Genomic DNA, 25,598 nt, shown 5'->3' with positions numbered 1-25,598 from the left:
AGGTCGGCAGTGTAGGCACCGGCCGGGTCAGGCCGTGGTCAGTGGGGGTGGTTGGCACGCTCGTTGGCTGCGGCGAGGGTGACTGTTTGGGTGATGCGGTTGGTGCGGGTTTCTGGGCGTTTGGCTTGGGCTATCCATTCGAGGATTCGGCGTTTGGAGGATGGGGGGAAGGCGGCGAAGTGGGTGGCTGCTCGCGGGTTGCGGTCGAGTTCGAGTTGGAGGTCTGTGGGGATTACGCCGTTCTGGGCTTCGGCCAGGGAGTCCCAGGTGCCTGTTTGGTGCGCCAGGTCGAGCAGTTCTTGGCCGGGCGGCTCCATCAGGCCGGCGGCCAGGAGGCGTTCGGCGCGGTCGCGGTTGACCTGGCTCCAGGTGCTGCGGGGGTTGCGGGGGGTGAAGGTCTGGTACGTGCTGGAGGCGTCGCGGCGGAGAGTTTTGCTGTCGATCCATCCGAAGCAGAGGGCGTGCTCGACGGCCTCGGCCAGATCGACGCCGGTGCCGTCGCGGCGGACGATCAGCCAGACCGAACGCTCGGTCCGGCCGTTCGTGGCCAGCCAGTCGCGCCATTCCTCGACCGTCGCGGGAGCGAATGCCTCGTCGTCGGTGACTACCTGCTTGGTCTTCATGCCACCAGCATGCGGCAGATAAGTGCTCACCAAGTGAGCACTTTGTTCAGAAGAGTACGTCGGCCCGTTCGTGGTCGAGGAGGCGTTGCTTGCGGTCGAGGCCGCCGCCGTAGCCGGTGAGGCTGCCGGTCGAGCCGATGACTCGGTGGCAGGGCACGATGATGCTGACCGGATTCTTGCCGTTGGCCAGGCCGACAGCGCGGGAGGCGCCTGGGACCAGGCCGAGGGTGACGGCCAGTTGGCCATAGGTGGTGACTTCGCCGTACGGGATGCCTTTCAGCGCCTCCCACACCCGTTGCTGGAAAGCGGTCCCGGTCAGCTTCAGCGGTACGTCGAAAGCCACCCGCTCCCCGGCGAAGTACTCCTTCAACTGCTGCTGTACCTCCGGCAGGATCGAGTCGTCGCGCAGGCCGAAGGTCTCCAGCGGCGGCCGATGCCGGTGCTGCTCCATGTAGAGACCCGCCAGCTCACCAGTGTCGGCCGCGACCAGCGTGAGCGCACCGAGCGGACTGTCGATGACTGCGTACGTCACCGCGCCGCCTCCCATTGCGCCCTGGTGATCCGATAGAACACGTGCCGCTGCAACGGATGTCCGTCGGGCAGCCGCGGGTGGTCGAAGTCGTCGGCCGGGTCGTGTGTCATGCCGATCCGCTCCATCACCCGCTGGGACGGCTTGTTCGTGGTCGCCGTGAACGAGATCACCTCGTCGAGCCCCGCCTCCCCGAACCCGTACGCCAGCGAGGCCCGCGCCGCCTCGGTGGCATAACCGTTGCCCCAGGCATCCTTCGCGAGCCGCCAGCCGATCTCGACACACGGCGTCTCGAAGGGCGCCTCGAAGCTCGGCACCGACAACCCGGTCATGCCGATGAACTGCCCGGTCTCCCGTACCTCCACCGCCCAGAACCCGAAGCCGCGCTCATCGATCGCCGCGCTGATCCGGTCGACCATCGCGTCACTCTCCGCGCGGGTCATCGTGCTCGGGAAGTACTCCATCACCGCCGGGTCGGCGTTCAGCGCCGCGAACGGTTCGTAGTCGCTGTCCTTCCACGGGCGGATCAGCAGGCGGTCAGTGGTCAGGTACTCCATCTCACTCCACATTCTCGACGGGTGGGATCTTGTTGATGGCGTGGTCGCCGGTCGCCCACAGGTACTGCACGGCATACGCCCGCCAAGGCCGCCAAGCCCGCGCATGCGCGATCAGCGCTTTGGGGGCCTCCGGCAACCCCAGATCGCGAGCCGCATACTTGATGCCCAGATCGCTTGCCACAAAGGCATCCGGGTCACCCAGCGCACGCATCGCGATCGACTCGACCGTCCACGGCCCGATACCGGGCAGCGCCGCGAGCTGCTCGCGCGCCTTGTCCCAGTCGCTGCCCGCGCCGAGATCGATCTCACCGGCCGCCAGCGTCGCGATCAACGTCGTGAGCGTCGTACGCCGTGACTTCGGAAAGGCGAGCGTCTCGGGATCGAGCCCGGCCAGCGCCTGCATCGTCGGGAAGAGGTGGGTCAGATTGCCCAGCGGGTCGTCGATCGGTTCCCCGTACGCCTGCACGAGACGACTCGCATGAGTCCGCGCGGCAGCCGTCGACACCTGTTGACCGAGCACCGCCCGGACGGCGAACTCCGCGCCGTCGACCGTGTGCGGCACCCGTCGCCCGGGCGCCTTCTCGATCAGCGGGGCCAGTACAGGATCTGTCTTGAGCAGGTCGTCGACCGCGATCGGATCCGCATCGAGGTCGAGCATCCGGCGACAGCGGCTGATCGCGATCGAGAGGTCACGCTGGTCGGTGAGCGAGAGCTGGCACGCGATGTGGTCGGGCATCGGGCGAAGCGCCACGACGCCATGACCGTGCGGGAGTCGAAGGGTCCGCCGGTACGCACCGCCGTGCCACTCCTCGACACCCGGTACGCCGGTGGCGATCAGGTGCCCGAAGAGGTTGTCCGGCGTCAGCGGCTGGCGGAACGGGAGACGCAGCGAGATCGTGCCCGGTGCGGCGGTCGCGTCGCCTCGTTTGGCTCGGGTGCGCAGTTCGCTGGGTGACAGCGCGAACACCTCTTGCACGGTCTCGTTGAACGTCCGCACGCTGGAGAATCCCGCGGCGAACGCGACGTCGGCCATCTGCAGCGAGCTGGTCTCGATGAGCAGCCGCGCGGTCTGGGCTCGTTGCGCCCGGGCCAGCGCGAGTGGTCCGGCGCCGAGCTCGGCCTGCAGTTGGCGCTGGACCTGACGGACCGAGTAGCCGAGCTGGGTCGCGAGGCCTGGTACGCCGTCGCGGTCGACCACTCCGTCGCCGATCAGCCGCATCGCGCGGGCGACCAGGTCGGCGCGATCGTTCCACTCCGGGGAGCCCGGGCTGGCGTCGGGGCGGCAGCGCTTGCAGGCACGGAAGCCGGCCTGCTGGGCGGCTGCGGCGCTCGGGTAGAACCGCATGTTCTTGACCTTGGGCGGGACGACCGGGCAGCTCGGGCGGCAGTAGATCTTGGTGGTCTGTACGGCCGTGAAGAACCAGCCGTCGAAGCGGGCATCCTTCGACTGGACCGCTCGCACGCACCGCTCGACACATTCGTACACGTGCTCCAGCATCCATGGCGGCACCGACAGTTTCTAGCGGTTTTGCGCCATCAAATACATTTCCCCCCCACCGCCCCGGTCGAGGTTCGGCGGAAAAACGACGTCAGGATCCGGGGTCGTATTTTCGCCAGCTCGGCCGACGCCGAGCGGGTGGACTGAAGGCATGACAGAGCTCAAGGACAAGATGGCATTGGTGACCGGTGGCAGTCGGGGGATCGGGGCCGCGGTGGCGGTCGCGCTGGCGGTGGGTGGGGCGGATGTCGCCATCACCTATCACCGTTCGCCGGATGACGCGGCGGCGGTGGTGAAGGAGATCGAGGCGGCTGGGCGTCGTGGGTTCGCGATTCCGGCGAATGCGGCTGACGCGGGGGCGGTGCGGGAGGCGGTCGGTACGGCGTACGAAGTACTGGGTGGGTTGGATGTGTTCGTCAACAACGCCGGCGTCGGGACGATGGGGATGATCGGCGATGTGACGCTCGGGGAACTGGATCGGGTGCTCGCGGTGAACGTGCGCGGTCTGTACGTCGCAGCGCAGGCCGCGGCCGGCGTGCTGGCTGATGGCGGGCGGATGATCCACATCGGCAGTTGCATCGCCGATCGGAACACCGGACCGGGGATGAGCCTGTACGCGATGAGCAAGTCGGCCGTCGTCGGGATGAACCGAGGGCTGGCGCGCGAGCTCGGCGCCCGCGGCATCACGTCGAACGTCGTCCAACCCGGCCCGACAGACACCGCGATGAACCCAGCCGACGGCCCGTTCGCCGAAGCCCAGCGTTCCTTCCTGGCCCTAGATCGCTTCGGCACAGTTGAGGACGTCGCCGCCGCGGTCCTCTACCTCGCCGGCCCGGGCGGCTCCTACGTCACCGGCACCGAACTGAACGTCGACGGCGGCCACGCCGCCTGATTCTGTCGGTGGGGGGCGTTAGCTTCTGGGGATGCGGTTTTCGGTGACGTTTGGGGCGGTGGGGGTGGGGCGGGATCCGCGCGGGCTGGCTGAGTTGGCGCGGATGGCGGAGGACTGTGGGTGGGACGGGGTGTTTCTGGAGGACTATCTCGTCTACCAGGGGGACGCGGCGGAACCGACGTACGATCCGTGGATCTGTTTGGCGGCGATGGCTTGTGCGACGTCGACGATCAGAATCGGTACGACGGTGACGCCGGTCCCCCGTCGCCATCCTTGGCAACTCGCCGCCGAGACCGTTGCCTTGGATCACCTGTCGAACGGGCGGCTGATCCTCGGCGTCGGGATCGGCGACCCGGGCGACCCGTTCCTCACCGGCACGCCCCGCGAACTGGCCGAGAAGCTCGACGAGTCGCTGGAGATCATCACCGCGCTGTGGACCGGCAAGCCCGTCCGGTACGCCGGCAAGCACTACCAACTCGACGGCGCCCAACTCAGCGCCGTCCCCCTCCAGCGTCCACGCATCCCCATCTGGGTCGGCGGCAACTTCCTCGTCCCGTCCGTCCGCCGCCGAATCCTCCGCTGGGACGGCTCCTGCGCCTACAAAGGCACCACCACAACCCCTCAACAAACCACCCCAGAAGACATCCGCCAACTACTCGCCGAGCGTGAGCAGACGGATGGCTTCGACGTGAAGGTGAAAATCAGCGACGGCGACCCGCAAGCGTTCATCCACGCCGGTGCCACTTGGCAGGGACGATGGATCGCACCTGGACCAGTGGCAGAAGCACAAGAGGTCCTCCGCGCCGGACCGCCTCGCGTTCACTGAGCAAGTACCGGGTCAGCCGTTGACACGGAAGGGGTTCGGCGGTGAGACTGCTGGGGGATTTGAACGTTAAAACGGGTGGCTTCTGGTGTGGTGGGAGGTTGGTTCGTGGCTACGTTGAAGCAGGTTGCCGCTCACGCGGAGGTCTCGGTGCAGACCGTTTCCAACGCCCTCAACGCGCCTCATCGACTGCGGCCGGACACCCTGCAGCGGGTGACTCGATCGATCGAGTTGCTCAACTACCGGCCCAATCGTATCGCGCGCAGCCTCCGGACGAGCGCCGTCGAGCTGATCGGGTACTGCGTACCGAGCTGGCCGCACGGGCAGGTCCACTTGGTGATGGACCAGTTCCTGCACGCGCTGTGCACCTCGGCGGAGAGCAGCGGGCGGCACATTCTGTTGTTCACGGCACCGGTCGGCGTCGAGGGGATGCCGGTCTACGAGGATCTGCACGCCCGGCGGCTGGTCGACGGGTTCGTGTTGTCGCAGACCGAGACGCATGACCCGCGGCACGCGTGGCTGAAGGAGCAGCAGATCCCGTTCGTGTCGTTCGGGCGGGTGTGGGAGGAGTCCACCCAGCCCGGCCCTTGGGTTGATGTCGACGGCGCCGGCGGGTGCGCGATCGCGGTTCAGCATCTGTACGAGACCGGGCGGCGGCGGATCGGCTTCCTCAGCTGGCCGCAGACCTCGGGTCTGGCGGAGAACCGGCTGAGCGGATGGCAGGGCAGGTGCAGGGAGCTCGGGTTGCCGAGCCACGACGAGCTGGCCGTCCGGTGTCGCGAAGACACCATCGACGAAGGCGCTCGCGGTACGGCGGAACTGCTTGACGCCGACCCGACGATCGACGCGATCGTTGCCATCAGCGACATTCTCGCGCTGGGCGCGCTGCGGGAGCTCGGCCGGCGTGGACTGGTCGCCGGCGTCGACGTCGCGGTGACCGGCTTCGACGACTCGCCGCTGGCGTCGGTGGTGTCGCCGGCGTTGACGAGCATCCGGCAGCCGATGGACGAGATCGCCGGCGAGCTGATCGACATTCTCACCACACCTGCTGGGCATACCGAACGACTCCTGCAACCCGAGCTAGTGGTCAGGGGCAGCACGGCCCCGGGCTGACGCAGGTGGCGCTCAGACGCCACCAGAAGGAGGAACACGTCATGACACCCCGCCCTGTCGGACGAAGCAGATCAACTACCAGACCAAGAGGCAGACGGTACGCCGGTACGGCCGGCCTACTCGCCTCCGCCACGGTCCTCGCCCTCAGCGGGATCCCCTCCATCGCAACCGCGGGAGTATCGGCGGGTGCCCGTACCGAACCGCAGGCGGCCCCCGATGCGCGGGCTGGCGGTGCCGGTGCTCAGGCGGCTCCCGGCGTCCGGGCCGGAAGGGTGCGGGGCGGCGGTGGAGAAGCGAGCGAATTGTCAGAGTCGACCCGGCTGGCGGATCGGCGGTCGTTGGTCGTCGGCGACCGGGCCTATGCGATGGGCGACGAGAACGGGCTCTACCCCGCGACCGGCTGGCATACCCGCGGCGAGATGGGTGGGATCTGGTCCGCGCCGTTGAAGTTGCTGGACGGGATCTGGTTCGGCGTGGACGGGTCGTGGCTGGGCAAGGACACCGCGGCTGCGAAGTACACGAGCGGACAGGGCTACCAGCGGATCAGTTATCCGGGCGCGGTCAGCGTCGAGCGGACCGACTTCGTCCCCGACGGTGTCCGCGCGACGCTGGTCGGGCTGACCTTCAAGTCGGCCACCGCCAAGACGGTCGCGCTCGACGTGGACGCACACTCCGAGCTGATGCAGTCCTACCCCTGGGGTTGGACCACTCCCAACGCCGCGCAGATGAACCTTCCGGACAGCGGGTCGTACAGCGATGGCACCCTGCAATTCCGCGAGCAAGGCACTCCCCCGATAACCAACGCCGCCAAGCACGACTACACCGCGATCGTCGGCTCGACGCTCAGACCGGCGAATCACGCCCTCGGCGCCGACCACCGCGGCCCGCAGGACCCAGCCGTCATCTGCCCGGCCGACGGTGACGCGCCCAAACACTGCGATGACACCGCCTTCGGCAAGGGCACCGGCGGCCGACTGACCTACAGCGTCGATCTGAAGCCCGGCCGGACGACGACGGTGTGGTTCGCCGTCGCGGGATCGGACGAAGGCAAGAGCGCAGCGCAGAAGGAGTACAAGCGCGCCATCAGCAACCCGGAGAAGTTGCTGCAGGCAAAGAAGAAGAGCCGCGCCGCGATCGACGCGATGTCCGCAGTGGACCTGCCTGGTGACCGGCTGCTGCAGCAGAGCGTCGAGTGGAGCAAGCAGAACCTCGCCGACTCCGTCCAGGAGGCGCACAACCTGCAGATCCGCGACGTCAACGAGGGCAAGGCCTACCCGGCACCGAGCGGCACCGTCGACGTCGCCCGCTGGTTCGGCGCCGGCTTCCCCGACTACCCGTGGCTGTTCGCGACGGATGGCGAGTACACCTCGTACGCCGCGGTCGCGGCCGGTCAGTTCGACACGGTGAAAGCCCATCTGCGCGCACTTCGCGATGTGAGCGACCTGCTCAACAACCGCAGCGGAAAGGTCGCCCATGAGGTGACGCCGACCGGCGACGTGTACTTCGGCTCGAACACCAGCGCCGGCAACACCGACGAGACGGTCAAGTTCCCCAGCATCGTCGCGCTGCTGTGGCGGTGGACGGGCGACGACCGGTTCCGCGACGAGATGTACGACTTCAGCGTGCGCAACCTCAAGTACGTCTACCGCGAACTCGACCAGGACGGCGACGGCTGGCTCGAGGGTCTGGCCAACGTCGAGCGCAACGGCATGGGTTCGGAGAAGCTCGACAGCACCGTGTACCTGGCCCGCGGACTGCGCGACCTGGCTGATCTCGCGGCGTCGAAGCACGACCGGGCGACCCAGCAGTGGGCGACGGCCAAGGCGGCCGACCTGGAGAAGCGGTTCGAGAGCCAGTGGTGGGTCGACCAGGCCTTCGGGTACGCCGACTCGATCGACGACCCCAAGAATCCGGCCAACGACAACACCCCGATCTTCCAGCGGCACTGGACCGGCGTCACCCCGATGGAGGCCGAGCTGGTCCGGCCGGGTCAGCCGACCACTCCCCTGGCTTCGGCCGACCACGCCAAGACGGCACTCGATCAGCGTGAGAAGCCTTGCTACACAGGAGAATTCGGTTTGTTCCACACGGGCACCGGGCCGACCTCGGATCCGGCGGGCAATCCCGGGCCATCCTGCGACACCGTCGTCTCGGCGGTGAAGAGCGAGCGGAGCATCTTCTCGCTGAACACCTCCATCATGGCGGTTGCCGAGGGCAACTTCGGCAGGCTGGGCAAGAGCCAGCAGCAGGTCTACACGACCGGCAACGCGCGGATCCAGCTCGACCCGAACGTCTGGGAAACGCCGGGCGCCATGCCGGAGATCGCGCCGTCACCGGACTCGCCGGCGAACATCGACCGGGCGTTCACCGACCGCTCGATGACGCTGCAGGCGTGGGGCGCGTACGGCATCCTCTGGCCGGTCGTGCACCAGCAGCTCGGTGTCGATCCGGATCTCGGCCACGGCAAGCTGGCCGTCGTACCGCAGATCCCGGGTGGGCAGCGGAAGGTGGCCGGCAGCAACATCCGGCTCGGTCGTGGATCGGTTGATGTCTCGGCATCCCTTGCAGGCAAGGAAATTCGGACCGAGGTTCACAGCAAGGGGCTGTCAGCAACCGTTACGATCGGCGCGGTGCTGCCTGCGGGCGCGAAGGTACAGGCGGTGAGCCTCGACGGTCGCGTGGCGAAGTACAAGCTGGTCACTACGGCACGCGGAACCGAGGTACAGGTGGCCGCCCATGGGAGCCACTCGACGCTGAGGGTCACTCTCAGCTGAACGCTCTACCAAACAGCCGGCCGGTGCGCATTCGTGCACCGGCCGGTTTCGTTTTCACCGCGTCGAGCACAAAGAAGCAGGCCCCTCCGAGTATGAGTCGGAGGGGCCCACAAGAGCTGAAGGAAGGTGACGTCTCCAGCTTCCCGGACGGGTCCGTCGGGTCCGGCAGACCCCGTCACCGGTCTACCTCAGTGGGGATCCCCACCGCGAGGGTCCTCGGTATCCGTCCGACCCGCCGTTCCCGGAGGAACAGCGTGTCGACATTTCTACCTTCCCCGGCGGTGCCCGCACAACCCTTTCTGGCAAAGAGAATCCGCGAATCTGCCACTGCCAGCGTGTCGTCCACAGCGAGTACGCGGCCGTCCACAGAAACGACCGATGTTATGCACACCCCCTGTGTATAACCTTCATTCCCAGCGGAAGAATCGAGCGGCCATTGCAACACAAGCGATGGTGACCGCGAGCAACGCGACGAGGTGTTCCAGGCCCGGCCAGTGACCCGACCAGGCGCCCTGCATGCTGGTCATCCCGGCGCCCATCGGAGTGATGTCACGGACCCAGCGGATGGCATGCGGCATCAGATCGCCGGGCGTCCAGACACCGGCGAAGAACATGCTCGGGAAGAACAGGATGTTGCCGACGATACTCGCACCCTTGGCGGTCGAGACCAGCCCGGCGATCAGGACTCCGATCGACAACTCGGCGACCGTGTAGAGAACCGCGGAGAGCGCGAACGGCAGCGGCGCCGCCGGGAGGTCGGCGCCGAAGACCGCGGAGCCCAGCCCGAGGATGAGAGCGATCACGACGATGCCCGCGGCGAGATGGAGCAGCAGCTGGGCGATCAGCAACTTCACCGGACGTACCGGCGTGGTCGACATCCGGCGCAGGATGCCCTTCTCGCGATAGCCGGCCAGGATCATCGGCAGCGTGGCCATCCCGAGGATGCCGATCCCGATCCCGATCGCCATCGTCGGCAGGAAGCTCGCCGGTACACCGTCGCTCGACCCGCTGCCGTCGTCGATCAGCGAGAAGATCGTCAGCAGGCCGACCGGCAGCACGAAGACGAAGAACAGCCCGGTCCACTCGCGCAGGAACAGCTTGCTCTCGATCCGGGTGAGGGTAAGGGTCTGGCTCATCGGTCCGCTCCTTCGAAGTTCCGGCCGGCCAGCGCCAGGAAGGCGTCGTCCAGAGTGGTCTGTTCGGTGTGTAGGTCGATGGGTGCCTGGCCCCGGCCCGCGAGTTCGGTGACGACCGCGACCAGCAGGTCGTCGTTGCCGGTGACAACGATGCGGTCGCCGTCGCGGATCACCGAGCCGACAGCCGGCAAGGCCTTCAGGATCGCGTCGTCCAGCGTGCCGGGGACCCGGAAAGTGATCCGCTGCTCGGCACGGGCCGCATCGACCAGGCCGGCCGGGGTGTCCAGCGCGACGACCTTGCCGGCATCGATGATGGCGATCCGGTCGCAGAGGTACTCGGCCTCCTCCATGAAATGGGTGACCAGGATGATGGTGACGCCCGAGTCGCGGATCTGCTTGACCAGCTCCCAGGTGTCGCGCCGCGCCTGCGGGTCGAGGCCGGTGGTCAGCTCGTCGAGGATGGCGATCCTCGGGTTGCCGATCAACGCCAAGGCGATCGACAGCCGCTGCTTCTGCCCGCCCGACAGCTTGCCGAACGCGGTGTCCCGTACCTTGGTCAACCCGAGCCGCTCGAGCAGCTCCGCCGGGTCGGCAGGGTTCGGGTAGAACGACGCGTACAGCTCCAGCGCCTCGCGGGCCTTGATCCGGTCTGGCAGTTCGCCCGCCTGCAACTGGACGCCGATCAGCGACGTGATCTGACTACGCCGCTTGTACGGATTGAGGCCGGCGACGCGGACCGTACCGGAGTCCGGCCGGCGGAGCCCGGCGATCGATTCGACCGTGGTGGTCTTGCCGGCGCCGTTCGGGCCGAGGATGCCGAAGATCTCACCCTCGCGAACGGTCAGCGAGACGTTGTCGACGGCGACGGTGGCGCCGTAGGTCTTGTGGAGGAAGTTGACGACCACCAAGTCGTCATCAAGGCTGTTTCTGGGCATGGCGGAGCCTTCCTACTGCTGCGGAAGAGTGGAGTGGGGTCAGCCCTTAGCGGGTTTGAGCGCCATCGGGCGGAGCATCAGGTAACCGAAGTACAGGCCGAGCGCGCTGACCGCGAGCACTCCCGGTACGCCGATCGCCAGCGGTGGACGGTGATAGCCGGTACTGCGCAGCGCCTCGGCGAGCCATTGCGCGACCAGCAGGAGTTCCGCGGCGGCGGCCGGCAGGATGCCGAGCGGCAGCAACAGGAGACCCTTCCAGAAGCCGAACCGGTAGAAGCTGATGCCGATCAGCCAGCCGGCGGCCTCGTGCGCGATGATCAGCAGGAAGAACTCGGCGAAGATGAGCCCCACCTGCGAGGTCTTGGTGAACAGATGCGGGTTGGCCAGTGTCTGGGTCAGCCCGGCCCAGTCGTAGATGACGCGCTCGACCTGATAGGCGACCACCCACAGCAACGCGGTCGCGGCCGCCGCGCCGGTCAGAATGATGCCGGCGGCAACGGAGAACATCCGCCGGGTGACGCCGTGCGCGATCAGGAGGTTGAACAACGCGGGCGCCAGGGTGATGCCGATCGCCGAGGAGAAGTACTTCGGCGACTGGGTGCCGTAGTCCCAGATGCTGTGGTCGAGACCGCCGCCGATCAGCTGCGAGATCAGCCCGCCGATCAGGAACGAGCCGGTCATCACGAGCCAGTAGCCGACGATCATCGGGCGCAGGCCGATCATCATCGAGCTGACCACGCGCTTGAGCCGGCTGGAGGAGGTGGCGCCGTTGGGCAGGGTCGCGGTACGGGCCATCGACTGGGTGGTCATGCGGAGCCCTCCTTCGAGCGCGTCGTACCGGTCAGGTGGACGAACAGTTCCTGCAGGCCGACCGGGCCGATCTCCAGGCCGGCCGAGTGCGCCCTCGCGAGCAGCGCATCGTCCAGATCGCCAAGCACCGTTGACGATTTGGTACCGCCGAGCCGCTGCTCGGCGAGCACGGTCAGGTCCGCGGTCAACTCGTCGACAGCGAGCGCCGGGCCGACGATCGAGGCGCCGCGACCGCGTAGCGAGTCGACCGGTGACTGGGTGACGAGGCGGCCGTTGTCGAGGATGACGACCTCCTCGAGCAACGCACTGACCTCGCTGACCAGGTGGGTGGACAAGATGATCGTCCGCGGTACTTCGGTGTAGTCGGCGAGCAGCGCGTCGTAGAAGAGGTTGCGCGACGGCACGTCCATCCCGAGGTAGCTCTCGTCGAAAATCGTCAGCGGCGCCCGGCTGGCCAGTCCCAGCACCACGCCGAGCGCCGACTTCTTGCCGCGGGAGAGCTTCTGCACCTTCTTCTTCGTCGGTACCTCGAACTTGTCGAGCAGCTCACCGGCCAGGTCATCGTTCCAGTACGGTCGCAGGCTGCTCGCCAGCCCGAGCACATGGCGGACAGGCGCGGAGTCGATCAGGTCACCCGACTCGCGGATCAGGCAGATCCGGCTGGTCACGACGGCGTCCTCGTACGGTGGCAGTGCACCCAGCTCGTCGCCCTCGATCAACACCCGGCCGTCGTCGGGCTGCCGGAAACCGGCCAGGACCGCGGCCAAGGTGCTCTTGCCCGAGCCGTTGCGGCCGAGCAGACCGTGGATCTTGTCCGGCGCGAGCCGGAGGTCCAGCCCGTCCAGGGCCGGTACACCGGCGAACGCGACGGTCAGGTTCTCGGTTCTGACTCCCAGGCCGCTCACTGCTCACCAGCTTTCTGAATGTGCTTCACGACGTCGGCCAGCGGTACGCCGATCGCCTTGGCCTCACGAATCATCGGGTCGACCACGTCGGCGAAGAACGAGTCGCGCCGGCCGGTCCGGAGAAGGTCGCGGGCATTCGGGCTGACGAACATGCCGATGCCGCGCTTCTTGTAGAGCACGCCCTCGTCGACCAGCTGGGCGAAACCCTTGGCGGCGGTGGCGGGGTTGATCCGGTAGAACGCCGCGTACTGGTTGGTCGACATCACCTGCTCGTCCTCGGCGAGCGCGCCGCTGACGATGTCGTTCTTGATCTGCTCCGCGATCTGCAGATAGATCGGGCTGCGATCGTCGAACACCGCGCTCACCTCCACCCTGCCGCTAGGTTCTTCGGGTTCTTCGGTTCATAGGTTCATTACTTGACTAATGAACCGTAGCACCCTGGATCGGTACGGTGCAATCGGACAATTCGGCGAAGTGGATCAAGGAGCGGATCGTGGCGGACGGAGTGCGGGAACTGCGGCTGGTGGTGACGGTCGACGACTACGAGGCGGCGGTCGGGTTCTACCGCGACGTACTGGGGCTGACCGAGCGGGAGGCCTACGAGTCGGCGGACGGGCGGGTGACGATCCTGGAGGCAGGGCGGGCGACGCTGGAGATCGCGGACCCGAACCAGGCCGACTTCATCGACCGGGTCGAGGTCGGACGGCGGGTGGCAGGGAAGTACCGGGTCGCCTTCGAAGTGGACGACTCGGCGGCGACGACCGTCAAACTGGCGGCCGCCGGAGCCGAGGTGGTGGCCGAGCCGACCCGGACACCCTGGAACTCCCTGAACGCCCGCCTCGAAGGACCGGGAGGCGTACAGCTGACCTTGTTCACCGAGCTCGGCGAGTAGCTAGGAGTCCTCCTCCTTGGCCGGGCGGCCGGGGCCGCGCATCTTGCCGACATTGCCGGGGAGCCGGCCGGCGTCGGCGAGGGCGCGGCGGAGCAGAAACTCGATCTGCGCGTTGGTACTGCGCAGGTCGTCGCCTGCCCACCGGGCCAGCGCGTCGTGGACCACGGGATCCAGCCGGAGCAGGATCTTCTTGCGTTCAACGGCCACGAGCGCGCCCTACTGGTAGAGCGAACCGGCGTTGACCACGGGCTGGGCGTCGCGATCACCGCAGAGCACGACGAGCAGGTTGCTGACCATCGTCGCCTTGCGCTCCTCGTCCAGCTCGACCACCTGACGCTCGGACAACCGCGCCAGCGCGAGCTCGACCATCCCGACAGCACCCTCGACGATCTGCTGCCGGGCAGCGACGACAGCGCCGGCCTGCTGGCGACGAAGCATCGCCTGCGCGATCTCGGGCGCGTAGGCCAGGTGAGTGATCCGCGACTCGATCACGTGCACGCCGGCCGCATGCACCCGGGCGCCGATCTCGGTCGACAGCTTCTGGGTGATCTCGTCGGTACTGTCCCGCAACGACATCCGGTCGGTCTCGTCGTGAACGTCGTACGGGTAGCTGTTCGCGATGTGCCGGACAGCCGTCTCGGTCTGGATCGCGACGAACCGGACGAAGTCGTCGACCTCGAACATCGCCTGCGCGGTGTCCTCGACCTGCCAGACCACCACTGCGGCGATCTCGATCGGATTGCCGTCGGCATCGTTGACCTTGGCAACGGCCGTTTCGTGGTTGCGGATCCGGGTGGAGATCTCCTTACGGGCGGAGATCGGGTTCACCCAGCGCAGCCCGTCGGTACGGATCGTTCCGGCGTACCGACCGAGGATCTGCAGCACCCGCGCCCGCCCCGGCGCCACCGGCGTAAGACCGGCCGCGACGATCAGCGCGGCGACGAAGGCGACGACACCCACGACGACGAGCGCGATCTGATCACCACTGGTCCCCAGCACGAACAACACGACTCCGACGACCCCGAGCACAAACGCCACCCCGAGCATCGGCCACCCACCCAGATCCCCCGCCGACCGCTCACTCACCTTCGGCTTGGGCATCTCCACCAGCACAGCTGTCTCTGTAGTCATATCCCGAAGGTAGCATAGTGATATCAGTTTTAGGTAGCGGAGGAGAGCAGGAGTTGTTGCCAGGTGGTGGAGCGGGTGAAAGGGAGGGGGTCGATCGGGTCGTGGTTCCAGGCTTCTACTGGGCGGATGCCGTGGAGGGCGTTGACCAGCCAGACTTCGGTGTCGGCGAGGTCGGTGGCGGTGCGGGGGCGTTCGGCGACCTCGATGTCTTGGGCGGCGGCGATTCGGCGTACGAGTTCTGAGGTGACCGAGGGAAGGTACGGGCGGTCGGTGGGCGGGATGCAGAGGGTGTCGTCTTCCCACCAGAGGACGGCCGAGTACGCCGCTTCGACGACAACGCCGTCGGGGTCGGTGAGGAGGACCTCGTCGGCGTGGAAGGCCTTGGCGGCTTGGGCTTTCAGGTCACCGAGGGCTTCGAGGTCGGGGCCCTTCACCAGCGGTTGGGTGCGCGGGTCGGGGCCGTCGTGGACCACCACGCGGATGCGGCCGCCTTGCGGTGGCGCCGGGCGGAGCTGGACGGAAAGCTTGCCGTCGGTGTCCAGTTCGAAGCGCGGGAACCAGCGGCCGAAGCCGGGCAGCCGCTTGACCTGGTCGTCGAAGTAGCTTCCGGCATCGATTCCAGCCGCTGCGCAGGACGTGGTGAAACGCCGCCGATGCAGGTCCAGGCCGCGGATCTTGCCATTGGCCACCAAGAAGGAATCCGCCACCCGCAAAGAAGAAATAGAAGTAGAACTCATGCCCGCCCCTGGATCGTTGCTGTTGCCTTGAGCACCATCTCGTCGTACTCCGCCACCGGGTCCGAGTCGAGCACGATCGCCCCACCCGCCCCGACCACGGTCTCCCCCGGAGTCATCACCGCGGTCCGGATCACCACGCTGAGATCCGCCCGGCCGTCGACCGTGAGGTAGCCGAGCGCGCCCGAGTACACCCCACGCGCCGACCACTCGAACTCGTCGAGCAGCTCCATCGTGCGGATCTTCGGCGCCCCGGTCATCGAGCCGGGCGGGAAGCACGCCCGTACTGCGTCCACCGCGTCCACACCATCACGCAGTTGCCCACGGACGGTCGTGACGAGTTGGTGCACGGTCTGGTAGCTCTCGACCGCCATCAGTTGCGGGACCTGTACGGTGCCCGGCCGGCTGACCCGGCCGAGGTCGTTGCGGATCAGGTCGACGATCATCAGGTTCTCGGCGCGGGTCTTCTCGTCCTCGGCCAGCGCCTTGGCGACGAGTTGATCCTGTGCCGGGTCCTCGACCCGCGGCGCGGTCCCCTTGATCGGACGGCATTCGGCCCAGCCGTCGCCGTCGACGGTGAGGAACCGCTCGGGCGAGGAGCTGGCCACGGCCAGGTCGCCGTACCTGAGGAAGGCGGAGTACGGAGCCGGGTTGCTCTGCCGTTGCCAGAGGTAGAACTCGAAGGGGTCCTCGATGGCGGGCAGCCGGACCCGGTTCGTGAGGCAGACCTCGTAGGTCTCACCAGCTTCGAGCGCGGCCATACAGGCGTCGATCCCGGCCAGGTACGTCGCGCGGTCCTGCTCCAGATGCGCTTCGAGGTCGAGCTCGGCGACCGGTGGCGCTTCCCGCCAACCCATGTACCAACTGGCGGCCGCTGATTCGGCGCGGTCGAGCCAGGCGCCGGCCGATGTGTCGTCCGGGGCGTGCACGGCGACCAGCAGGGCCCGGTCCTCGTCGTGATCGAGGATCACGAAGCGGTTGGCCCACATCCACAACGCATCCGGAGTCGGCGCTTCGTGCGCGGCGGCGCCACCGGTGAGGGCCTTCAGCTCATACCCGAAATACCCGACGTAGCCGCCGCTGAAGACGTCCTGCAGCACAGCCGGTACTTCGCCCAGCTGAGCCGATCGGGAGCCGAGCAGGTCCTGCAGCTCGGCGAAGACGTCCCCGTCGGCGACGTCCCGGACGACGACCTCCGCGTCGGCGCCGGCCGAGGTGCCGAGCACCGAAACCCGGCGGACACCGCGGTCGGTCAGGCTGCCGTCCAGCCAGAACGCGGCCGGCTCGTCCGCCAGCAGCTCGCGGTAGAACCGCTCGCCGTCCAGCACACGATCCAGTACACGGATCGACCAGATCAGAGCAGACACAGCATGAACGGTACCCGCGACTCAGGCGAGGGCGACCTTGGTGCGCATTGCGGTGATGCGGCGGACTGGGATGGCGACCTCGAGGCCGGCCTTGGTCTCGCTGCGTTCGGCCAGCCAGACGGCGGCGGCTTCGCGGCGCGCGTCCGACGTACCGGGCAGGTAGAGCGCGCCGACCAGGCGGCGGGCGTCGTCGAGGGAGCGGACCGTGTAGGCGTACCGCTCGCGCTGGGACTCCATCACGTCGAAGCCGGCCGCGCGCAACTGGTCCTTGAGGTCCTTGATCTCGCCGCCGCCGGGGAACTGCGGCGTCGAACGCAGCCGCGTGGTCAGGCTGGTGAGCGTGCGGAGGTCGCTGCGCCGCAGCGGTCGCACCGCGGGGACCGTGGCAGCGAGCACACCGCCACGTCGCAGTACGCGGGCGGCCTCGGCCAGTACTTCGGGTAGCGGCTGCAGCACCGCCAGGCCCATCGAGCAGGTGACGACGTCGAAGGCCTCGTTGGCGAAGGGCAGGTGCAGCGCGTCCGCCTGGACCTTCGGGCCGGGGGCGCCGGCGAGCTGGGCGGCGTTGTTGTCGACTCCGACCACCCACCGCCCGTACAGCTCACGGGCGACCGGGCCGTTGCCGCAGGCCAGGTCGAGGACGCGGCGCGCCTCGCCGGAGACGGCGCGGACCAGCCAGCGATAGGGCGTGTGGTCCCCGGCCACCGCTCGTGACAACAGGGCTTCAGTGCTGCCCGGGGCCGCGGTGTGGAACTCCCGCAGGTAGCCCGGCCAGTCGATATCGTTCTCAGGCATCGCGGACAGACGTTACTGCCTGAACACTGTCAGTACAGCATTGAGAGCTTTGCGTGCGGATTCTTGGTGCAGTCTTAAACCACGCTGACGAAGATGTGGCCCGCGGTCTCGTCGCTGATCACGCCGCCGGCCTCGCGGCTGCCCATCAGGACACCCTCCGCGTCGAGCATCGAGTCGACCTCGCGGCCGGGCAGCGCGCCCGCGCGGCGCAGCACCGACATCGCGTCGTCGTCGCTCTGCACCGGCTCGGCGATCCGCCGGACCAGCACCCGGACACTGTCGCCGGTGGCCTGGTCGAGCACCTTGTCGAGCGGCTCGACGCCGATCCGGAACTCGCCGATCGGGGTCGCGAGGCTCTCCTTCTGCAGCTCCTCCAGGCCCGGGATCGGGTTGCCGTACGGCGACTCGGTCGGGTTGTCGAGGATCTTCAGCAGCCGCAGCTCGACCGCGTCGCTCATCACGTGCTCCCAGCGGCAGGCCTCCGCGTGCACGTCCTCCCACTCCAGCCCGATCACGTCGACCAGCAGCCGCTCGGCCAGCCGGTGCTTGCGCATCACCCGGGTGGCCTGCATCCGTCCGACCGCGGTGAGCTCGAGGTGCCGATCACCCTCGACCGTGACGAGCCCGTCGCGCTCCATCCGGGCCACCGTCTGGCTGACCGTCGGTCCGGATTGGTGGAGCCGCTCGGCGATCCGCGCGCGCAGCGGCAGGATGCCTTCTTCTTCCAGCTCGTAGACGGTCCGCAGGTACATCTCGGTGGTATCGATCAGCTCGCTCACGACATCCATTCTCACCTACTGAGGCAAGCCTTACCCAATCGTGTGTTCGAATCTCGCGAAGTGTCGTGGAAAGTTGTGCATCCCCGAGGATCTAGAGATGACTTCTGCGGTGATCTGGTTCCGGCGGGATCTTCGGCTGCACGACAATCCGGCGCTGCTCGACGCGGTCGCGGCGGGTGGCGGGAAGGTGGCCGGGGTGTTCGTGCTCGATCCTTTGTTGTGGGATCAGGCAGGTGGGCCGCGGCGGGCGCATCTGGCGGGATCCTTGCGGAGTCTTTCCGAGTCGCTCGGTGGGCGGCTGGTCGTGCGGCGCGGGGATCCGGTCGAGGTGGTGCCCGCGCTGGCGGCCGAGGTCGGCGCCGGGAGTGTGCACATCTCGGCGGACTACGGACCGTACGGTGGTCGGCGCGACGCGGCAGTCGGCAAGGCGCTCGGGTGTCCGCTCGTCAGTACCGGCCCCCGTACGCCGTTGCGCCAGGGCGGGTCCTGACGCAACAGGGGTCGTCGTACCGGGTCTTCACGCCGTACTTCCGGGCCTGGCTCGAACACGGCTGGCGACAGCCCGTAGACGCGCCGACGGACGTCGAATGGGTCGAGGCCAAGGGCGACCGGCTTCCGTCGAGCAAAGTGGTCGCGGGAGAAGGGCCCGCCCGCGAACAGTGGGCGGCGTACCTCGACGAAGTCGCGGAGTACGGGGCGGTCCGCGATCGGCCGGATCTCGATGCGACCTCGCGGATGTCGGTGCCACTCAAGTACGGGGAGATCCACCCGCGGACGATGCTCGCGGATCTTGCCGCGAAGCGCGGCGCCGGCGCCGAGGGGTACCGGCGCGAGCTTGCCTGGCGGGAGTTCTGCGCGGACCTGCTGGCCGGACATCCGGACGCGGCGTGGAAGCCGCTGCGACCTGAGTTCGACAAGATGGAGTACGACGAACCGGGCGAAGCCTTTGACGCCTGGTGCCACGGGATGACCGGCTACCCGATCGTGGACGCAGGGATGCGGGAGTTGGGGGCGACCGGCTTCATGCACAACCGGATGCGGATGGTGGTGGCGTCGTTCCTGGTCAAGGACCTTCATGTGCACTGGAAGTTCGGCGCCCGCTGGTTCATGCAGCACCTGGTCGACGGCGATCTCGCCTCGAACTCGCTGAACTGGCAGTGGGTGGCCGGCTGCGGCGCCGACGCCTCGCCGTACTTCCGGGTCTTCAATCCGGCGACGCAGGCGAAGAAGTTCGACCCCGACGGTGTCTACCAGCGTCGCTGGGTCCCCGAGCTCGGCACCTCCGACTATCCCGAGCCGATCGTCGACCATGCCGAGGCCCGACTCGAGGCGCTGCGCCGGTACGACGCGATCCGCTGACTCTTGACCTTCTCCCTCATCTGGGTATTGTACTAGTTAACTAGATGAATGGAGATGGGGATGATCGAGTTCCATCTGGACGGCCGCTCGGGGGTGTCGCCGTACCAGCAGATCGTTCAGCAGGTGAAGAACGGGCTGCGGCTGGGGCTGTTGCGGGAGGGGGACCAGTTGCCGACGGTGAAGGACGTCGTCGGGCAGCTGGCGATCAACCCGAACACGGTGCTGAAGGCGTACCGCGAACTGGAGCACGAGGACCTGGTCGCGGCCCGGCCGGGGCGCGGCACCTTCGTGACCCGGACGCTCACCGACCACAGCCTGGCCGCCCACGGCCCGCTCCGCCGGGACCTGCAGCAATGGTTGCTGAAGGCCCGTAAAGCGGGGCTGGACGACGACAGTATCGAGGCGTTGTTCGCCACTACCTTTCGGTCCGGCGCTCAGGAGGAAATAGCATGAGCGCCGCCCTACAGGCCCGTGGTCTGGGCAAGAAGTACGGCCGCAAGCAGGCTCTGATCGACTGCACCCTGGAGGTTCCGGCCGGCCGCGTGGTCGGTCTGGTCGGCCCGAACGGCGCCGGCAAAAGCACGCTGCTCAATCTCGCGGTCGGCATGCTGACCCCGACGACCGGCTCGATCGAGGTGCTCGGCAACCCGGCCGGCACCACGCAGCAGGCCAAGATCGGGTTCGTCGCGCAGGACACCCCGACGTACGCACGGCTGAGCATCGCCGACCACCTCAAGCTCGGTGCCCGGCTCAACCCCGGCTGGGACCAGTCGATCGCGGACGGCCGGATCGAGCGGCTCGGGCTCGACCCGAAGCAGCGCGCCGGCAAGCTGTCCGGCGGTCAGCGCGCACAACTCGCCCTGACCCTCGGCGTTGCCAAGCGGCCCGAATTGCTGATCCTCGACGAGCCCGTCGCGGCGCTCGATCCGCTGGCCCGGCGGGAGTTCCTGCAGGACCTGATGGAGGCCGTCGCCGAACAGGAGCTGAGCGTCGTACTGTCCTCGCACCTGGTCTCCGACGTCGAGCGCTCGTGCGACTACCTCGTCGTACTGGTCGACTCACGCGTGCAGGTCAGCGGCGAGATCGACACCCTGCTCGCCACCCACCACCGCCTGGTCGGACCGCGTCGCGACGAGAAGTCGTTGCCCAGCGGCCAGCACGTCATCTCCGCGAGCCACACCGATCGCCAATCGACCTTCCTGATCCGGACCGACGAGCGCATCCTCGACCCGGCCTGGACGGTCTCCCAGCTCACCCTCGAAGACCTCGTCCTGGCCTACATGGGCCGCTCCCATCCGTCCCGGCACAACGACCGGCCCGTACTGGAGGTGCAGCGATGATCTGGCTCACCTGGCGGCAGTTCCGCGTCCAGGCACTCGTGATCGCGGCAGCGGTCGCGGTCCTCGTCGCCTTCCTCGCCGCGACCGGCCCCGGCCTGCTGCACGACTACAACCTCGCCCACGAAAACTTCCTCGACCGGATCCGCTTCGACAAGATCAACCAGTACCTGTACAACGGCGGCATGGTGGCCTTGTACGCCGCTCCCCCGATCATCGGAGCCTTCTGGGGCGCACCCCTGATCGCCCGCGAGCTGGAGGCCGGTACGCACCGGCTGGTCTGGAACCAGAGCATCAGCCGGATGCGCTGGCTGGCCGTCAAGCTCGCGATCACCGGGCTGGGAGCGATGGCCGCGACCGGCCTGCTCACCCTCGCGGTGACGTGGTGGGCCGACCCGATCGACGACGCCATCAACGGCGGCCAGACCGCCGGCCCGTACGAGCTTCCCCGGCTGTGGCCGGGTGTGTTCGGCGCCCGAGGGGTGGTGCCGATCGGCTACACGGCCTTCGCCTTCGCGCTCGGGGTGGCCATCGGGCTCGTCGCCCGGCGCAGCATCGTCGCGATCGCCGTCACGCTGGCGGCCGTGGTCGCCGTGGAGGTGCTGTCACCGATGCTGCTGCGGCCGCATCTGATGACCCCGGACGAGTCCACCATCATCGTCACCACCGAGAACATGCGCGGTCTGCAGCTCTCCGGCCCCGAAGACAATGCCGAGGTCATGCGGATCGAGGCGAAGCTCCCCGGCGAAGGCTTCTGGAAGATCTCCGAGCACACGGTGAACTCGGCCGGCGCGGTTCAGAAGACCTTGCCGAGCTACCTCGCGGCCTGCGGCCCGCCCCCGCCGAATGTGGAGGAGACCGCCCCGCGTCCGCCGATGAGCAGCTGCTTCCAGCGGCTTGCGGACGAGGGCTACCGGCAAGAGATCAAGTACTTCCCGGCCAACCGGTTCTGGGACCTGCAGTGGCGCGAGACCGGCCTCTTCCTCTTCCTGGCCGCGGCCCTGACCGGCTTCAGCTTCTGGCGGATCAAGCGCGACCTGTCCTGAGCCTGAGCCACCTGGCGAACAAGGCGATCGCCAGCAGTACGGCGCAGGTGACGGCCGAGGTCAGCGGCAGGGTGACCGCGAGGACGACGCATCCCAGCAGTCCGAGGATGTTGAGGACTCGCGGCCACCGCCGCTGCTCGGCCGGTTGCGTGTACGCCGAGGCGTTGGCGATCGCGTAGTACAGCAGCACCCCGAACGACGAGAACCCGATCACGCCGCGGAGGTCGGTGGTCAGCACCAGGACGCCGACCACCGCCGCCAGCGCGATCTCCGCGTGATGCGGCACCTGGAAACGCGGGTGGACCGCCGCCAGCCAGGTCGGCAGATCGCGGTTGCGGGCCATCGCGAGACTGGTACGACCGATACCGGCGATCAGTGCGAGAAGAGCGCCGAGACTGGCGAGAGCGGCGCCTATCCGGACGATGGGCTGAGCCCAGGCGGCGTCGACCGCTTGCACTGCGGTGGCAAGCGGGGCCGAGGCCGAAGCGATCCGGTCCGGGCCGAGGGCCAGCAGCAAGCTGATGCCGATCACCAAGTAGATGCCTACGGCAACGAAGAGCGCGATCAGGATGGCTCGCGGGATGGTCTTCGCCGGGTCGCGGACCTCCTCGCCCATGGTGGCGATCCGGGCGTAGCCGGCGAAGGCGAAGAAGAGCAGGCCGGCAGCCTGCAATACGCCGTACGGGCCGGTGTCGGTGGTCCAGTCGGTGACGTGATCCGCCGACAGCAGCAGGACCACGACGATGGCGAGAACCAGCAGCGAGCAGGCGACGAGGATGCGGGTGAGGGCGGCGGTTCTGGTGACGCCGCGGTAGTTGACGACGGCCAGCACGATCACGGCTGCCAAGGCGACCAAGCGGCGTACCCATTCGTGGCCCGGTACTACGTACGTCGCGAAGGTCAGCGCCATCGCGGCACAGGACGCGGTCTTTCCGAGGACGAACGCGCAACCTGCCGTGTATCCCCACCACTCCCCCAGCCGCTCCCGACCGTAGGCGTAGGTGCCACCCGAGACCGGGTAGACGGCCGCGAGCTGGGCCGAGGCCGCCGCGTTGCAGTAGGCGACGAACCCGGCGATCACGAGCGAGACCAGCAGCAGCCCGCCCGCGGCACGGGCAGCCGGCGCCCAGACCGCGAAGACCCCAGCACCGACCATCGACCCGAGCCCGACCACCGCCGCATCCCCAACCCCCAACCGCCGCGCAAGCGCCGGCTGGGGTTCGTCGGCCTTATTCTCAGTCACCGGCGGCCATCGCTGTGGCGATCTTCTGTTCGGCTTCGGCTACCTCGCCCTTCGGAGCCTCCGGCAGCAGGTCCGCCCACAGCGGGAGCATCTCGCGCCGTGCCTCGAGCATTCCGAGTGGGCGGGGGAAGAACCAGATGTGGAAGTGGGAGGAGCCGTCACCCCAGCGGTAGACGTGGACGCGGGCGATGTCGCCGACGCTCAGGATCGCTCGTTCGATCCGGGCCACGACCGGGCCGTAGGAGGCGGCGAGCTTGTCCGGCAGGTCGGCGAAGGAGTCGTGATGGCTGCGACTGGCCAGCCACACCACGCCGGGGATGGTCACCTCGGTGGCCCGGCACAGCACCCACTCGTCGTTGCTCCAGATCGGCGTGTGCTCGGACTCGTCGAAGTCGGCGAACCACTTGCACAGGCCACACGGTTCCCCACCCGGCTCGCCGACCCGCGGCGGCTCCGGGATCACTCGTGGTCCCAACTCGACACGGGTCAGCGGTTCGGCGTACGGCAAGGTCATCGGATTGTCCCCTCTTGCGCTGCGACTGATGGGAACCATGTAACGCCCTCGTTGCGATTTGTGCAACACCTATGTTGCATTCGGGTCAGGGATCGACGATGCCGCGCAGGACCAGGTCGAGGGTCAGCGTCCGGCCCCGGGAGCGCGACCAGTGGTGCCGGCCGCGCATGTGCACGTAGGTGAAGGCGGCGGCCACCATCAGCACCTCGGCGACGTCGCTGATCCGGCCGTGCGGATGCAGCGAACCGTCCGCCTCGCCCTCGCGCAGGAACCGCTCGAACGGGTCGATGAAGGACACCGAGCCGTTGCGCTCCTGCTCCCGGTGGAAGACCAGGTCGGACGACAGCATCAGCGGGACATGCCGGTCGATCACGTCGAAGAGCGCGTTCAGCGACCGGACCAGCAGCTCCCGCCCGGTCCCCGTCGCGGTCAGTACCGGCCACATCGTGTCCCGGTAGTCCTCGGCCAGCTCGTCCAGCAGCGCGTTCAGCAGGCCCTCGACGGTCAGCCCCTGGCGCCACAGCGTGACCCGCGACCGGCCGACCCGCTCGGCGACCCGCTCGAGGGTGACGCCTTCCCAGCCGTGCTCGGCCAGCACCGCGACCGTGGCCGCGCGCAGGGTCTCGTCCACCGCCGCTGCCGTCATCGGACTCCCCTTGTGAAACATGGCCGTTGCATTGCAGGATGACTCTATCAACGTCCCAGGGAGGATCCGTGCCGACCAGAACAGATTTCCTGCTCCGGCTGACCCCGCAGGAGCTGGCGGGAGTGGTCGCGCTGACGGCCGGGGTGTCCGGCGTGAACGAGGCGGAGGTCTCCCAGGAGGACGCTGTGGTGGCCGCGATCGAGTTGGCCCTGACCCGGCTGATCGACGACTACGAGGTCCCGGACCCGGTCGCCCGCGGCCAGGTCCAGACCGCCCGCGATGAGCTCCGCGCCGGCTGGATCCGCGGCAACTGCTCCCTCTAGACCGCCTTCAGCAAGGTGAGCAGCCGGGTGACTTCGGTGGCGACGGCAGTACGGGCGGGGCCGAGGTACTTGCGGGTGTCGACCAGGTTCGGCTGGTCATTGAGCACCTGACGCACGGTCGCGGTGAAGACGTTGTTGAGGTGGGTGGCGATGTTGACCTTCGTCATACCGGCCTCGACCGCGCGAGTCAGGTCCGCATCCGCGACCCCGGAAGAACCGTGCAGAACAAGAGGAACCGGTACTGCGGCGCGCAGCGCGGCGATCAGGTCGAAGTCGAGTTCGGCCGTCCGCTCGGTCATCGCGTGGGACGAGCCGACCGCGACGGCCAGTGCGTCGACCCCGGTGGCCTCGGCGAACGCCAGCGCCTCCTCCGGCTTGGTCCGCGCTCCGGGAGCGTGCACGCCGTCCTTGCCGCCGACCTCGCCGATCTCCGCCTCGACGAAAACACCGTGGTCGTGGCAGAAGTTCGTCACCTCGGTGGTGGCCGCGACGTTGTCGGCGTAGTCGAGCTTCGACGCGTCGTACATCACCGAGGTGAAGCCGAGCGAGACAGCCTCGGTGACCAGGTCGCGGTCCATCGCGTGGTCGAGGTGCACGACGACCGGCACCTCGGCGGCGGCCGCGGCGGCCAGCATGGCGACGGCGATCGGCTTGAGCGAGCCGTGGTACTTCACCGCGTTCTCGCTGATCTGCAGGATGACGGGCGCGCCGAGCTGCTCGGCACCGGCGATCAGCGCGGTCGCGTGCTCCAGCTGGATCACGTTGAACGCGCCGACCCCACGACCGTCCTTGGCGGCACCCAGCACAACCTCGGCCCCGGATACGAGCGGCATGACG

The 25,598-nt window shown here is 68.0% G+C and carries 30 protein-coding genes; 11 read left to right on the top strand and 19 right to left on the bottom strand.

Features of this window, described 5'->3' with window-relative positions; all coding sequences use genetic code 11:
- Window positions 1–38: 38 nt before the first annotated feature.
- From ACIA12_RS29425 to ACIA12_RS29410, 4 genes are read right to left on the bottom strand one after another with little or no spacing between them, the layout of a single operon-like run.
- Window positions 39–623 (bottom strand): YdeI family protein, encoded by a 585-nt coding sequence (locus ACIA12_RS29425; RefSeq protein ID WP_396370397.1) that lies wholly within the window; start codon window positions 621–623, stop codon window positions 39–41.
- Window positions 624–669: 46 nt separating this feature from the next.
- Window positions 670–1,170, bottom strand: a complete 501-nt coding sequence (locus ACIA12_RS29420) for a methylated-DNA--[protein]-cysteine S-methyltransferase (protein WP_396370396.1) — start codon at window positions 1,168–1,170, stop codon at window positions 670–672.
- The gene (locus ACIA12_RS29415; protein WP_396370395.1) at window positions 1,152–1,709 is read right to left on the bottom strand and encodes a GNAT family N-acetyltransferase; all 558 of its coding nucleotides are present in this window, start codon (window positions 1,707–1,709) and stop codon (window positions 1,152–1,154) included. Before ACIA12_RS29415 ends, ACIA12_RS29420 begins: the two co-directional genes overlap by 19 nt.
- A gap of 1 nt (window position 1,710) precedes the next feature.
- Entirely contained in the window at window positions 1,711–3,219 is a 1,509-nt protein-coding gene (locus tag ACIA12_RS29410; protein ID WP_396370394.1) for an AlkA N-terminal domain-containing protein, read from the bottom strand.
- A gap of 139 nt (window positions 3,220–3,358) precedes the next feature.
- On the opposite strand from ACIA12_RS29410, the gene ACIA12_RS29405 reads away from it, so the two are divergent.
- From ACIA12_RS29405 to ACIA12_RS29390, 4 genes are all read left to right on the top strand, one after another.
- Entirely contained in the window at window positions 3,359–4,099 is a 741-nt protein-coding gene (locus ACIA12_RS29405; protein WP_396370393.1) for an SDR family NAD(P)-dependent oxidoreductase, read from the top strand.
- A gap of 31 nt (window positions 4,100–4,130) precedes the next feature.
- Window positions 4,131–4,925, top strand: a complete 795-nt coding sequence (locus ACIA12_RS29400) for an LLM class flavin-dependent oxidoreductase (protein ID WP_396370391.1) — start codon at window positions 4,131–4,133, stop codon at window positions 4,923–4,925.
- Between the two features lie 105 nt (window positions 4,926–5,030).
- Window positions 5,031–6,035, top strand: a complete 1,005-nt coding sequence (locus tag ACIA12_RS29395; RefSeq protein ID WP_396370390.1) for a LacI family DNA-binding transcriptional regulator — start codon at window positions 5,031–5,033, stop codon at window positions 6,033–6,035.
- 302 nt (window positions 6,036–6,337) lie between these two features.
- Window positions 6,338–8,809 carry a glycogen debranching protein gene (locus tag ACIA12_RS29390; protein WP_396370388.1) on the top strand — a complete coding sequence of 824 codons (2,472 nt, stop codon included), beginning with the start codon at window positions 6,338–6,340 and terminating at the stop codon, window positions 8,807–8,809.
- Between the two features lie 407 nt (window positions 8,810–9,216).
- On the opposite strand, the gene ACIA12_RS29385 is transcribed toward ACIA12_RS29390, so the two are convergent.
- Genes ACIA12_RS29385 through ACIA12_RS29365 form a run of 5 tightly spaced genes read right to left on the bottom strand, consistent with a single transcriptional unit; the run spans window position 9,217 to window position 12,951 of the window.
- Complete coding sequence (locus ACIA12_RS29385) at window positions 9,217–9,945, bottom strand: ABC transporter permease (RefSeq protein ID WP_396370387.1); 729 nt, start codon at window positions 9,943–9,945, stop codon at window positions 9,217–9,219.
- On the bottom strand, window positions 9,942–10,880 hold the full coding sequence (locus ACIA12_RS29380) for an ABC transporter ATP-binding protein (protein ID WP_396370386.1): 939 nt from the start codon (window positions 10,878–10,880) through the stop codon (window positions 9,942–9,944). Before ACIA12_RS29380 ends, ACIA12_RS29385 begins: the two co-directional genes overlap by 4 nt.
- A gap of 39 nt (window positions 10,881–10,919) precedes the next feature.
- Window positions 10,920–11,690: a hypothetical protein gene (locus tag ACIA12_RS29375; RefSeq protein WP_396370384.1), complete on the bottom strand. Its 771-nt coding sequence runs from the start codon at window positions 11,688–11,690 to the stop codon at window positions 10,920–10,922.
- Window positions 11,687–12,595, bottom strand: coding sequence for an ATP-binding cassette domain-containing protein (locus tag ACIA12_RS29370; protein ID WP_396370382.1), 909 nt, complete (start codon window positions 12,593–12,595; stop codon window positions 11,687–11,689). The genes ACIA12_RS29375 and ACIA12_RS29370 overlap by 4 nt, the downstream gene beginning before the upstream one ends.
- Window positions 12,592–12,951 carry a GntR family transcriptional regulator gene (locus ACIA12_RS29365; protein WP_396370380.1) on the bottom strand — a complete coding sequence of 120 codons (360 nt, stop codon included), beginning with the start codon at window positions 12,949–12,951 and terminating at the stop codon, window positions 12,592–12,594. The genes ACIA12_RS29370 and ACIA12_RS29365 overlap by 4 nt, the downstream gene beginning before the upstream one ends.
- A gap of 95 nt (window positions 12,952–13,046) precedes the next feature.
- On the opposite strand from ACIA12_RS29365, the gene ACIA12_RS29360 reads away from it, so the two are divergent.
- The gene (locus ACIA12_RS29360) at window positions 13,047–13,487 is read left to right on the top strand and encodes a VOC family protein (protein WP_396370378.1); all 441 of its coding nucleotides are present in this window, start codon (window positions 13,047–13,049) and stop codon (window positions 13,485–13,487) included.
- Here ACIA12_RS29360 and ACIA12_RS29355 read toward each other — a convergent pair whose 3' ends face one another.
- From ACIA12_RS29355 to ACIA12_RS29330, 6 genes are all read right to left on the bottom strand, one after another.
- On the bottom strand, window positions 13,488–13,694 hold the full coding sequence (locus ACIA12_RS29355) for a hypothetical protein (protein ID WP_396370376.1): 207 nt from the start codon (window positions 13,692–13,694) through the stop codon (window positions 13,488–13,490).
- Between the two features lie 9 nt (window positions 13,695–13,703).
- Window positions 13,704–14,618 (bottom strand): SPFH domain-containing protein, encoded by a 915-nt coding sequence (locus tag ACIA12_RS29350; protein ID WP_396370374.1) that lies wholly within the window; start codon window positions 14,616–14,618, stop codon window positions 13,704–13,706.
- A 29-nt stretch (window positions 14,619–14,647) separates the two neighbouring features.
- Complete coding sequence (locus tag ACIA12_RS29345; RefSeq protein WP_396370373.1) at window positions 14,648–15,325, bottom strand: aminotransferase class IV; 678 nt, start codon at window positions 15,323–15,325, stop codon at window positions 14,648–14,650.
- 26 nt (window positions 15,326–15,351) lie between these two features.
- Complete coding sequence (pabB, locus tag ACIA12_RS29340) at window positions 15,352–16,719, bottom strand: aminodeoxychorismate synthase component I (protein WP_396370370.1); 1,368 nt, start codon at window positions 16,717–16,719, stop codon at window positions 15,352–15,354.
- A gap of 21 nt (window positions 16,720–16,740) precedes the next feature.
- Window positions 16,741–17,514, bottom strand: coding sequence for a methyltransferase domain-containing protein (locus tag ACIA12_RS29335; protein ID WP_396370368.1), 774 nt, complete (start codon window positions 17,512–17,514; stop codon window positions 16,741–16,743).
- Between the two features lie 74 nt (window positions 17,515–17,588).
- Window positions 17,589–18,293 carry a metal-dependent transcriptional regulator gene (locus tag ACIA12_RS29330; protein ID WP_396370366.1) on the bottom strand — a complete coding sequence of 235 codons (705 nt, stop codon included), beginning with the start codon at window positions 18,291–18,293 and terminating at the stop codon, window positions 17,589–17,591.
- 97 nt (window positions 18,294–18,390) lie between these two features.
- Between ACIA12_RS29330 and ACIA12_RS29325 the strand changes: the two genes are divergently transcribed.
- From ACIA12_RS29325 to ACIA12_RS29305, 5 genes are read left to right on the top strand one after another with little or no spacing between them, the layout of a single operon-like run.
- Window positions 18,391–18,783, top strand: coding sequence for a deoxyribodipyrimidine photo-lyase (locus tag ACIA12_RS29325; RefSeq protein WP_396370365.1), 393 nt, complete (start codon window positions 18,391–18,393; stop codon window positions 18,781–18,783).
- Window positions 18,729–19,652, top strand: coding sequence for a cryptochrome/photolyase family protein (locus tag ACIA12_RS29320; protein ID WP_396370364.1), 924 nt, complete (start codon window positions 18,729–18,731; stop codon window positions 19,650–19,652). Before ACIA12_RS29325 ends, ACIA12_RS29320 begins: the two co-directional genes overlap by 55 nt.
- Window positions 19,653–19,712: 60 nt before the next feature.
- Window positions 19,713–20,105 carry a GntR family transcriptional regulator gene (locus ACIA12_RS29315; RefSeq protein WP_396370361.1) on the top strand — a complete coding sequence of 131 codons (393 nt, stop codon included), beginning with the start codon at window positions 19,713–19,715 and terminating at the stop codon, window positions 20,103–20,105.
- The gene (locus tag ACIA12_RS29310) at window positions 20,102–20,992 is read left to right on the top strand and encodes an ABC transporter ATP-binding protein (protein ID WP_396370360.1); all 891 of its coding nucleotides are present in this window, start codon (window positions 20,102–20,104) and stop codon (window positions 20,990–20,992) included. Before ACIA12_RS29315 ends, ACIA12_RS29310 begins: the two co-directional genes overlap by 4 nt.
- A complete protein-coding gene (locus ACIA12_RS29305; RefSeq protein ID WP_396370359.1) occupies window positions 20,989–22,035 on the top strand; it encodes an ABC transporter permease in 1,047 nt (348 codons plus the stop codon). Before ACIA12_RS29310 ends, ACIA12_RS29305 begins: the two co-directional genes overlap by 4 nt.
- On the opposite strand, the gene ACIA12_RS29300 is transcribed toward ACIA12_RS29305, so the two are convergent.
- From ACIA12_RS29300 to ACIA12_RS29290, 3 genes are all read right to left on the bottom strand, one after another.
- Window positions 22,016–23,278 carry an APC family permease gene (locus tag ACIA12_RS29300; protein ID WP_396370357.1) on the bottom strand — a complete coding sequence of 421 codons (1,263 nt, stop codon included), beginning with the start codon at window positions 23,276–23,278 and terminating at the stop codon, window positions 22,016–22,018. The genes ACIA12_RS29305 and ACIA12_RS29300 overlap by 20 nt on opposite strands.
- Window positions 23,271–23,792, bottom strand: a complete 522-nt coding sequence (locus ACIA12_RS29295) for a hypothetical protein (RefSeq protein WP_396370355.1) — start codon at window positions 23,790–23,792, stop codon at window positions 23,271–23,273. The genes ACIA12_RS29300 and ACIA12_RS29295 overlap by 8 nt, the downstream gene beginning before the upstream one ends.
- Before the next feature lie 85 nt (window positions 23,793–23,877).
- Complete coding sequence (locus ACIA12_RS29290) at window positions 23,878–24,438, bottom strand: TetR/AcrR family transcriptional regulator (RefSeq protein ID WP_396370354.1); 561 nt, start codon at window positions 24,436–24,438, stop codon at window positions 23,878–23,880.
- Window positions 24,439–24,506: 68 nt separating this feature from the next.
- Here ACIA12_RS29290 and ACIA12_RS29285 point away from each other — a divergent pair, with 68 nt between their 5' ends.
- Window positions 24,507–24,761 (top strand): hypothetical protein, encoded by a 255-nt coding sequence (locus tag ACIA12_RS29285; protein ID WP_396370352.1) that lies wholly within the window; start codon window positions 24,507–24,509, stop codon window positions 24,759–24,761.
- Here the strand turns inward: ACIA12_RS29285 and ACIA12_RS29280 are convergent.
- Window positions 24,758–25,594: a ketose-bisphosphate aldolase gene (locus ACIA12_RS29280; protein ID WP_396370350.1), complete on the bottom strand. Its 837-nt coding sequence runs from the start codon at window positions 25,592–25,594 to the stop codon at window positions 24,758–24,760. The genes ACIA12_RS29285 and ACIA12_RS29280 overlap by 4 nt on opposite strands.
- Window positions 25,595–25,598 lie beyond the last annotated feature (4 nt).

Source organism: Kribbella sp. NPDC051620 (genome assembly GCF_044453825.1).
Taxonomy (GTDB): domain Bacteria; phylum Actinomycetota; class Actinomycetes; order Propionibacteriales; family Kribbellaceae; genus Kribbella.
Note: the sequence above shows the minus strand (reverse complement) of the source record. Positions and strands in the feature narration are given on the sequence as shown.

What these genes read in the sequence shown, in the direction of transcription:
- ACIA12_RS29425 (WP_396370397.1), bottom strand. Translation starts at nt 623, where the DNA reads ATGAAGACCAAGCAGGTAGTCACCGACGACGAGGCATTCGCTCCCGCG.
- ACIA12_RS29420 (WP_396370396.1), bottom strand. Translation starts at nt 1,170, where the DNA reads ATGGGAGGCGGCGCGGTGACGTACGCAGTCATCGACAGTCCGCTCGGT.
- ACIA12_RS29415 (WP_396370395.1), bottom strand. Translation starts at nt 1,709, where the DNA reads ATGGAGTACCTGACCACTGACCGCCTGCTGATCCGCCCGTGGAAGGAC.
- ACIA12_RS29405 (WP_396370393.1), top strand. Translation starts at nt 3,359, where the DNA reads ATGACAGAGCTCAAGGACAAGATGGCATTGGTGACCGGTGGCAGTCGG.
- ACIA12_RS29400 (WP_396370391.1), top strand. Translation starts at nt 4,131, where the DNA reads ATGCGGTTTTCGGTGACGTTTGGGGCGGTGGGGGTGGGGCGGGATCCG.
- ACIA12_RS29385 (WP_396370387.1), bottom strand. Translation starts at nt 9,945, where the DNA reads ATGAGCCAGACCCTTACCCTCACCCGGATCGAGAGCAAGCTGTTCCTG.
- ACIA12_RS29380 (WP_396370386.1), bottom strand. Translation starts at nt 10,880, where the DNA reads ATGCCCAGAAACAGCCTTGATGACGACTTGGTGGTCGTCAACTTCCTC.
- ACIA12_RS29375 (WP_396370384.1), bottom strand. Translation starts at nt 11,690, where the DNA reads ATGACCACCCAGTCGATGGCCCGTACCGCGACCCTGCCCAACGGCGCC.
- ACIA12_RS29350 (WP_396370374.1), bottom strand. Translation starts at nt 14,618, where the DNA reads ATGACTACAGAGACAGCTGTGCTGGTGGAGATGCCCAAGCCGAAGGTG.
- ACIA12_RS29335 (WP_396370368.1), bottom strand. Translation starts at nt 17,514, where the DNA reads ATGCCTGAGAACGATATCGACTGGCCGGGCTACCTGCGGGAGTTCCAC.
- ACIA12_RS29325 (WP_396370365.1), top strand. Translation starts at nt 18,391, where the DNA reads ATGACTTCTGCGGTGATCTGGTTCCGGCGGGATCTTCGGCTGCACGAC.
- ACIA12_RS29315 (WP_396370361.1), top strand. Translation starts at nt 19,713, where the DNA reads ATGATCGAGTTCCATCTGGACGGCCGCTCGGGGGTGTCGCCGTACCAG.
- ACIA12_RS29310 (WP_396370360.1), top strand. Translation starts at nt 20,102, where the DNA reads ATGAGCGCCGCCCTACAGGCCCGTGGTCTGGGCAAGAAGTACGGCCGC.
- ACIA12_RS29305 (WP_396370359.1), top strand. Translation starts at nt 20,989, where the DNA reads ATGATCTGGCTCACCTGGCGGCAGTTCCGCGTCCAGGCACTCGTGATC.
- ACIA12_RS29295 (WP_396370355.1), bottom strand. Translation starts at nt 23,792, where the DNA reads ATGACCTTGCCGTACGCCGAACCGCTGACCCGTGTCGAGTTGGGACCA.
- ACIA12_RS29290 (WP_396370354.1), bottom strand. Translation starts at nt 24,438, where the DNA reads ATGACGGCAGCGGCGGTGGACGAGACCCTGCGCGCGGCCACGGTCGCG.
- ACIA12_RS29280 (WP_396370350.1), bottom strand. Translation starts at nt 25,594, where the DNA reads ATGCCGCTCGTATCCGGGGCCGAGGTTGTGCTGGGTGCCGCCAAGGAC.